The following is a 6,562-nucleotide window of genomic DNA, read 5'->3' on the forward strand; positions in this document are numbered from 1 at the left end:
GTCATCACCTCCTCGGTCCACGCCTGGTTCGGGCTCCCCGGCCGACCGGCCTACGCCACCACCAAGGGCGGGCTCACCGCCCTGACCCGCCAGCTCGCCGTCGAGTACGGGCCGCGGGTGCGCGTCAACTGCGTGCTGCCCGGCCCCATCCTCACCGCCGCCTGGGAGGGCGTGGGCGAGGAGGACCGCCGCGACAGCGTCGCGCAGACCGCCGCGGGCCGCTTCGGCGACCCCGACGAGGTGGCCTCCGTCATCTCCTTCCTCGCCTCCGCGGAGGCCTCCTACGTCACCGGGACGAGCCTGCCGGTCGACGGAGGGTGGAGTATCTACAAGGCGTCGTCGTGACGGGACGCCCGGAACGGAGGAAGTGATGGCGGCCTACTCGGGGCGCGGTGTGCACGGCCAGACGGTGCGGTTGCTGGGGGAGCGCGTGCTCTCCGGACGGATCGGCGAAGGGGAGACGATCGACCTGGCCGCGCTCAGCGGCGAGCTCGACCTGAGCCTGACCGCGATCCGCGAGGCGATCAAGGTCCTGGCGGCCAAGGGCCTGGTCGGCTCCCGGCAGAAGAAGGGGACGTTCGTGCGCCCCCGCGGCGACTGGAACCTGCTCGACCCGGACGTGGTCCGGTGGCGGATCGCCGCGGGCGCGGGGGACGTCTTCTTCGGCGAGCTGGCCGAACTGCGCGACGCCCTCGAACCCGCCGCGGCGCGCCTGGCCGCGCTGCGCCGCACCGACGCCGACGTCACCGAACTGCGCGCGGCGCTCACCGACATCGCCGACACCGGCCGCGGCCCGGCGGAGGAGGCCGCGCGGGCCGACCTGCGCTGGCACCGCGCGCTGCTGGCGGCCACGCACAACGAGCTGTTCACCCGCACCGACGTCTTCTTCGCCGCGGGGCTCTCCGAACGCGACCGCCTGGTCCACGGGGGCGCCCACGACGACCCGGTGCCCACCCACGGCGCGGTCACCGATGCCGTCGCCGCGGGCGACCCGCGCGCCGCCGAGTCCGCCATGCGCTCCCTGCTGGAGCAGGCCAGGGAAGACCTCCTCCGCGTCACCGAGGACGACGCGGCCGTAGACGATCTGGAGACACCTCAGTGAGAATCACCCGTATCGAGACCTTCCTGGTCCCGCCCCGGTGGCTGATGTGCCGGGTGGAGACCGACGACGGCGTCGTGGGCTGGGGCGAGCCCGTGGTGGAGGGGCGCGCGGAGACCGTGCGCGCCGCGGTCGAGGAGCTGTCCGAACTCCTCCTGGGCCAGGACCCCGCGCCCATCGAGTACCACTGGCAGCGCCTCACCAAGGCCGCTTTCTACCGGGGCGGGCCCATCCTGTCCAGCGCCGTCGCGGGGCTCGACCAGGCGCTGTGGGACATCGCGGGCAAGCGGCTGGGCGTCCCCGTCCACCGGCTCCTCGGCGGCCCCGTCCGCGACCGGGTGCGCGTGTACGGCTGGGTCGGCGGCGACGACCCGGCCGAACTGGCGGAGGCGGTCGCGGCCCGCGTGGAGTCCGGTCTCACCGCCGTGAAGATGAACGCGTCCGGGGTGATGGGGCGCTCGGCCACCGTGCGCGAGATCGACGGCGTCGTGGAGCGACTGGCCGGGGTGCGCGACGTGCTCGGCCCGGACCGGGACGTGGCGGTGGACTTCCACGGCCGCTTCAACGCGGCCACCGCCCGCCGGGTCCTGCCCCTGCTGGAGCCCCTGCGCCCCATGTTCGCGGAGGAGCCGGTCCTGCCCGAGTACGGGCACCTGCTCGGCGACGTCGTGCGGTCCAGCCCGGTGCCCATCGCCACCGGCGAGCGCCTGTTCGGCCGGACCGAGTTCCTGCCCGCGCTCCAGGCGGGGGTCGCGGTCGTCCAGCCCGACCTCTCCCACGCGGGCGGGGTCTCCGAGGTGCGCCGGATCGCCTCCCTGGCCGAGACCTACGACGCCCTGCTGGCCCCGCACTGCCCGCTCGGCCCCGTGGCCCTGGCCGCGAGCCTGCAGGTCGCCTTCGCCACGCCCAACTTCCTCATCCAGGAACAGAGCATGGGCATCCACTACAACCGCGACGCCGAACTGCTCGACTACGTCCTGGACACCGAGGTCTTCGCCTTCCCCGACGGGCACATCCACCGTTCCGAGGCCCCGGGGCTGGGCGTGAGCGTGGACGAGGACGCCGTGCGCGCGGCGGACCGGATCGGCCACCGCTGGAGGCCGCCGGTGTGGAGCCACCAGGACGGGTCCTTCGCGGAGTGGTGAGGAAGGGAGTGACGCGCATGCTGTGCGAACCGTGGAGCACCGACCGCTTCGAACTGGGGGAGGGGCTGCGCCTGCGGGGCCGGGACCTGTTCATGGTGGACATCCTCACCGGCCGCCTCCTGCGGCTCGACCCCCGCACGCCGGGCCCGGCCGAGGTGGTCGCCGCCCTCGACGTCCCCCTGGGGGCGGTCGCCCCCGTCCGGGGCGAACCGGGGAGGTTCGTCGCGGCGGCGGGCACGGGCGTGGCGCTGCTGTCCGAGGGCGGCGCACCGGAGTGGCTGGCCAGGCCCGAGGACGGCGCGGCCACGCCGATGCGGATGAACGACGGCTGCTGCGACCCGAGCGGGAGGTTCTGGGCCGGGTCGATGGCCTACGACGGCACCCCCGGGGCCGGTTCGCTCTACCGCGCCGACCCCGACGGCCGGGTCACCCGGGTCCTGGAGGGCTACACCGTCCCCAACGGTCCCGCCTTCACCGCCGACGGCGCCCGCATGTACCTCGCCGACAGCGCCGAGGGCCGCATCGACGCCTACGAGATCTCCCCGGACGGCGCCCCCGGTGCGCGGACCGTCTTCGCCCGGGTCGGGGACGGCAGCCCCGACGGGATGCAGGTCGACGCCGAGGGGCACCTGTGGGTCGCGGTCTGGGGCGCGGGGAGGGCGCACCGCTACGACCCCGACGGAACCCTGGAGCGCGTGGTGGACCTGCCCGCCGCTCAGCCCACCAGCGTGTGCGTCGTCGACGCCCCCGACCCCCGGTTGTTCGTCACCTCAGCCGCGACCGGCCTCGACCGCCCCGGGCCCGGCGACGGCGCCCTCTTCTCGGTTCCCGTGGACGTGTCCGCCCCCGCGGCCCAGCCCTTCGGAGGAAACCCGTGACGCCCCAGGTCACCTGTGTCGGCGAGACCATGCTGCTGCTCACCGCGGCCGAACCGGTCCCCCTGGACGGCGCCCCGCTCCTGTCCATGGGCACCGCGGGCGCGGAGTCCAACGTCGCGTGCGCCCTGGTCGCCCTCGGGCACCGGGCCGCCTGGCTCAGCGGCGTGGGGGACGACCCCTTCGGGCGGGTGGTCACCCGGAGCCTGCGCGAACGCGGTGTGGACGTGTCCGGCGTGCGGACCGACCCCGACCGGCCCACCGGCCTGCTGGTCAAGGACCCCTCACCCTCGGGCAGCGCGGTCCACTACTACCGCGCGGGGTCGGCCGCCTCAGCCATGGGCCCCGAACTGGCCGAGCACCCCCTCGTCCGGACGGCGGGGGCGGTGCACCTGTCGGGCGTCACCCCGGCGCTCTCGCCCGGCTGCGACGCCCTGGCCGAGCGCCTGCTGGCCGACCCCGGCCTGACGGTGAGCTTCGACGTCAACCACCGGCCCCGCCTGTGGAAGGAGGGGCAGGCGGCCCCCCGCCTGCTGGAGCTGGCCCGGCTCGCCGACGTCGTCCTCGTCGGCAGGGACGAGGCCGAGGAGCTGTGGGGCACCCCCACCGCCCGTGACGTCCGCGCGCTCCTGCCCGACGTGGACCGCCTCGTGGTCAAGGACGCCGAGCACGGCGCCACCGAGTTCCACAGCGAGGACGAGGAGTACGTGCCCGCTCCGGCGGTGGAGGTGGTCGATCCGGTGGGAGCCGGTGACGCCTTCGCCGCCGGGTACCTGGCGGGAGGGCTGCGCGGCCTCGACGCGCGGGGCCGCCTGCGGCTGGGGCACCTGTGCGCCGGGCGCGTCCTGCGCGTGGTGGGCGACCTGGCCGACCCGCCCCCGGCGGGGTCGGTGGACGAACTGCTCGCGGTCCCCGACGACCGGTGGACCGACCAGGCTTCGGCGGCCGTGGCCGCGGTGAGAGGAGAAGGACATGAGTGACCAGGGACTGGACGGGCTGTTCGGGGGACACCGCGTACTGGCGATCCTGCGGGGCATGCCGGTGGACACCACGGTCGAACTGGCCGAGCGCGCGTGGGACCTGGGCGTCACCGCGGTCGAGGTGCCCGCCCGCGACGCCCAGGGCCTGGAGGCGCTGCGCGCGACCGTCAGGGCCGGGGCCGAGCGCGGCCACCCCGTGGGCGCGGGCACGGTGATCACCCCCGAGCAGGTGCGCGACGTGGCCGACGCCGGTGCCGCCTTCACCGTCGCGCCGGGCTTCGACGCGGAGGTCATGGCCGCCTCGGAGGCGGCGGGGATGCCCCACCTGCCCGGTGTGGCCACCCCCAGCGACATCCAGGGCGTGATCAGGGCGGGCGGCCGCTGGGTGAAGGCCTTCCCCGCCACGTCGCTCGGCACGGCGTGGTTCCGCGCCATGCACGGGCCCTTCCCCGAGCTGCGGATCGTGGCCACCGGCGGCATGGACGCCCGCAACGCGCGCGAGTACCTCGACGCGGGGGCGCGGATGGTGGCGGTCGGCTCGGCCCTGGCCGACCCCGAGCAGATCCCCCTGCTGGCCGAACTCGTCTGAACGCGCCCGGCGCCCCGGGGCCCGGGGGCTTCCCGAGACCGGGGCGCCTCCTGGGCTCGGGGAATCCTGGGCCTCTGGGACCTCTCCGCGACCCCGGGGCCCGGGCGCCCAGTCCTCGGGACTCACGCGGGGCCTGCGCGGCCCGGGGAGCCTGCAACCCCGGCCCGCCGGGCCGGGGCTTGCGGAGTCCGGGGCCTCAGGCGTCCTCGGGCGGTTCCGGGTCGGTGGCCCTGGTCAACAGGGCCGCGGACTCCTCGTCCAACCGCAGGTGGTTGGCGGGCAGGAGGTCGGCCAGCTGGCCGGTGTCGCGGGCGCTGGCCAGCACCGAAGCCACGGACGGCCGGTCCGCCAGCCACGCCAGCGCCACGGCCGCCTGGGAGGCCCCGCACCGCTCGGCGACCGTGTCCAGGGCCTCCAGCACCCGCCGACCGCGCGGTTCGTCCAGGTAGGCGCGGGCCTTCCCGGCGCGCGGGCTGTCCACGTCGGCCGAACCCGGCCGGTACTTGCCGGTGAGGAACCCCCGGGCCAGGCCGAAGTAGGGCAGCAGCGCCAGACCGCGTTCGCGCGCCAGCGGCACCAGGTCGGCCTCGATCCCGCGTTCCACCAGGTTGTACAGGGGCTGCACGCACACCGGGGCGTGCAGGCCCCGCTCCTCGCACACCTCCAGCCACGCCCGGATGCGGCCGGGCTTGTGGTTGGACAGCCCCACGTGGCGCACCACGCCCTCGTCCACCAGCTCGGAGAAGGCCTCGGCGCTCTCGGCCAGCGGGGTCTCGGCGTCGTCGAAGTGCGCGTAGTACAGGTCGATGGTCTCCACGCCCAGCCGTTCGAGCGAGGCCTTCGCGGCGGCCTTGACGTTGGACGCGGACAGGCCGCGGAAGTCGGGGTGCTCGCTGACCTTCGTGGCGATCACCATGTCGGCGGGGCGTCCGCGCGAGGCGAGCCAGCGGCCGATGACCGTCTCGGACTCGCCGCCCCGGTGGCCCCCGACCCACGCGGAGTAGGAGTCGGCGGTGTCGAGGAAGTTCCCGCCCGCCGCGGTGTAGGCGTCCAGGATCTGGAAGGAGGCGTGCTCGTCCGCGGTCCAGCCGAAGACGTTCCCGCCCAGGCACAGGGGGGACACGCGCAGGGATGACCCTCCCAGTTGGCGAAGCCGTACGTGGTTCATGTTCGCCCCGCTTTCGTCGAATGGTGGATGCGCCGACAGGCTAGGCCAGCATGTGCCGGGAAACCGGTGTTTCCTCCCTTCTCGGGGTGTCACACCGGGTGGCCGTGGCCGGAAGCGGTCACCTTCCGGCCGCGCGGCCGGAAGGTGAGGGCCTCCGGTCCCCGCGCCGGAACGGGACCGGTGCGCCTCAGGGGGGCTCCCGCGCCACCCGGACCCGGACGGAGCGGTCGCCCACCAGCACGGTGAACACGAGGCCTTCGGCGGGACCGGTTCCGGCGGCCTGGACACCGGGGTCGCGCCGCAGCCGCCAGAACGCCGAGGCGAACACCGCCGGGTCCACGTCCCGCGCCCCCTCCTCGGGGGAGAGCCGGTGGCGCAGGGCCGCGCGGTCGCCGACCAGGCAGTCGTCGCCGTCCACGGCGGCGGCCAGCAGGCGGGCGCCGGGGTGTGCCTCCAGCGCCTCGGCGATCCGCCGCCACGGATCACCGCGGTCCGGTCCGCACACCACGACGTCCGCGGCGTCGCGCCAGCGGGTCTGGGGTTCGTCGGCGTGCGTGACCGTGTGCGGTCGGCGCAGGGACAGCCGTCCCGTGACCGCCGGTTCGGCCGGGTGACGGGTCACCCGGATGCCGCCGTCCTCCTCCTCGGCGGTGGCCAGGAGCGGGGCGCAGCCGGCCGTGTCGGGCCATCCGCGCCGGTGGGGGAC

General features: G+C 75.5%; 7 protein-coding genes and 1 pseudogene. 6 read left to right on the plus strand and 2 right to left on the minus strand.

Going from position 1 to position 6,562, the window contains the following annotated elements; translation table 11 throughout:
- The 6 genes from DQW06_RS13855 to DQW06_RS13880 form a co-directional block, all read left to right on the plus strand.
- The coding region (locus DQW06_RS13855) for an SDR family NAD(P)-dependent oxidoreductase (RefSeq protein ID WP_117198588.1) at window positions 1-345 on the plus strand (345 nt) is incomplete at its 5' end.
- Window positions 346-370: 25 nt separating this feature from the next.
- Window positions 371-1,102: a FadR/GntR family transcriptional regulator gene (locus tag DQW06_RS13860; RefSeq protein WP_013152418.1), complete on the plus strand. Its 732-nt coding sequence runs from the start codon at window positions 371-373 to the stop codon at window positions 1,100-1,102.
- Complete coding sequence (gene dgoD, locus DQW06_RS13865; protein WP_013152419.1) at window positions 1,099-2,244, plus strand: galactonate dehydratase; 1,146 nt, start codon at window positions 1,099-1,101, stop codon at window positions 2,242-2,244. Before DQW06_RS13860 ends, dgoD begins: the two co-directional genes overlap by 4 nt.
- 17 nt (window positions 2,245-2,261) lie before the next feature.
- Window positions 2,262-3,122, plus strand: a complete 861-nt coding sequence (locus DQW06_RS13870) for an SMP-30/gluconolactonase/LRE family protein (RefSeq protein ID WP_013152420.1) — start codon at window positions 2,262-2,264, stop codon at window positions 3,120-3,122.
- Complete coding sequence (locus DQW06_RS13875; protein ID WP_117198589.1) at window positions 3,119-4,099, plus strand: sugar kinase; 981 nt, start codon at window positions 3,119-3,121, stop codon at window positions 4,097-4,099. The genes DQW06_RS13870 and DQW06_RS13875 overlap by 4 nt, the downstream gene beginning before the upstream one ends.
- Window positions 4,092-4,688: a bifunctional 4-hydroxy-2-oxoglutarate aldolase/2-dehydro-3-deoxy-phosphogluconate aldolase gene (locus DQW06_RS13880; protein ID WP_013152422.1), complete on the plus strand. Its 597-nt coding sequence runs from the start codon at window positions 4,092-4,094 to the stop codon at window positions 4,686-4,688. The genes DQW06_RS13875 and DQW06_RS13880 overlap by 8 nt, the downstream gene beginning before the upstream one ends.
- A gap of 196 nt (window positions 4,689-4,884) precedes the next feature.
- Here the strand turns inward: DQW06_RS13880 and DQW06_RS13885 are convergent, their stop codons facing one another.
- Entirely contained in the window at window positions 4,885-5,856 is a 972-nt protein-coding gene (locus tag DQW06_RS13885) for an aldo/keto reductase (RefSeq protein ID WP_013152423.1), read from the minus strand.
- A 187-nt stretch (window positions 5,857-6,043) separates the two neighbouring features.
- A pseudogene (locus DQW06_RS13890) lies at window positions 6,044-6,562 on the minus strand (hypothetical protein); the annotation flags it as partial.

The organism is Nocardiopsis sp. TNDT3 (assembly GCF_003427465.1).
In the GTDB taxonomy this organism is placed as follows: domain Bacteria; phylum Actinomycetota; class Actinomycetes; order Streptosporangiales; family Streptosporangiaceae; genus Nocardiopsis; species Nocardiopsis dassonvillei.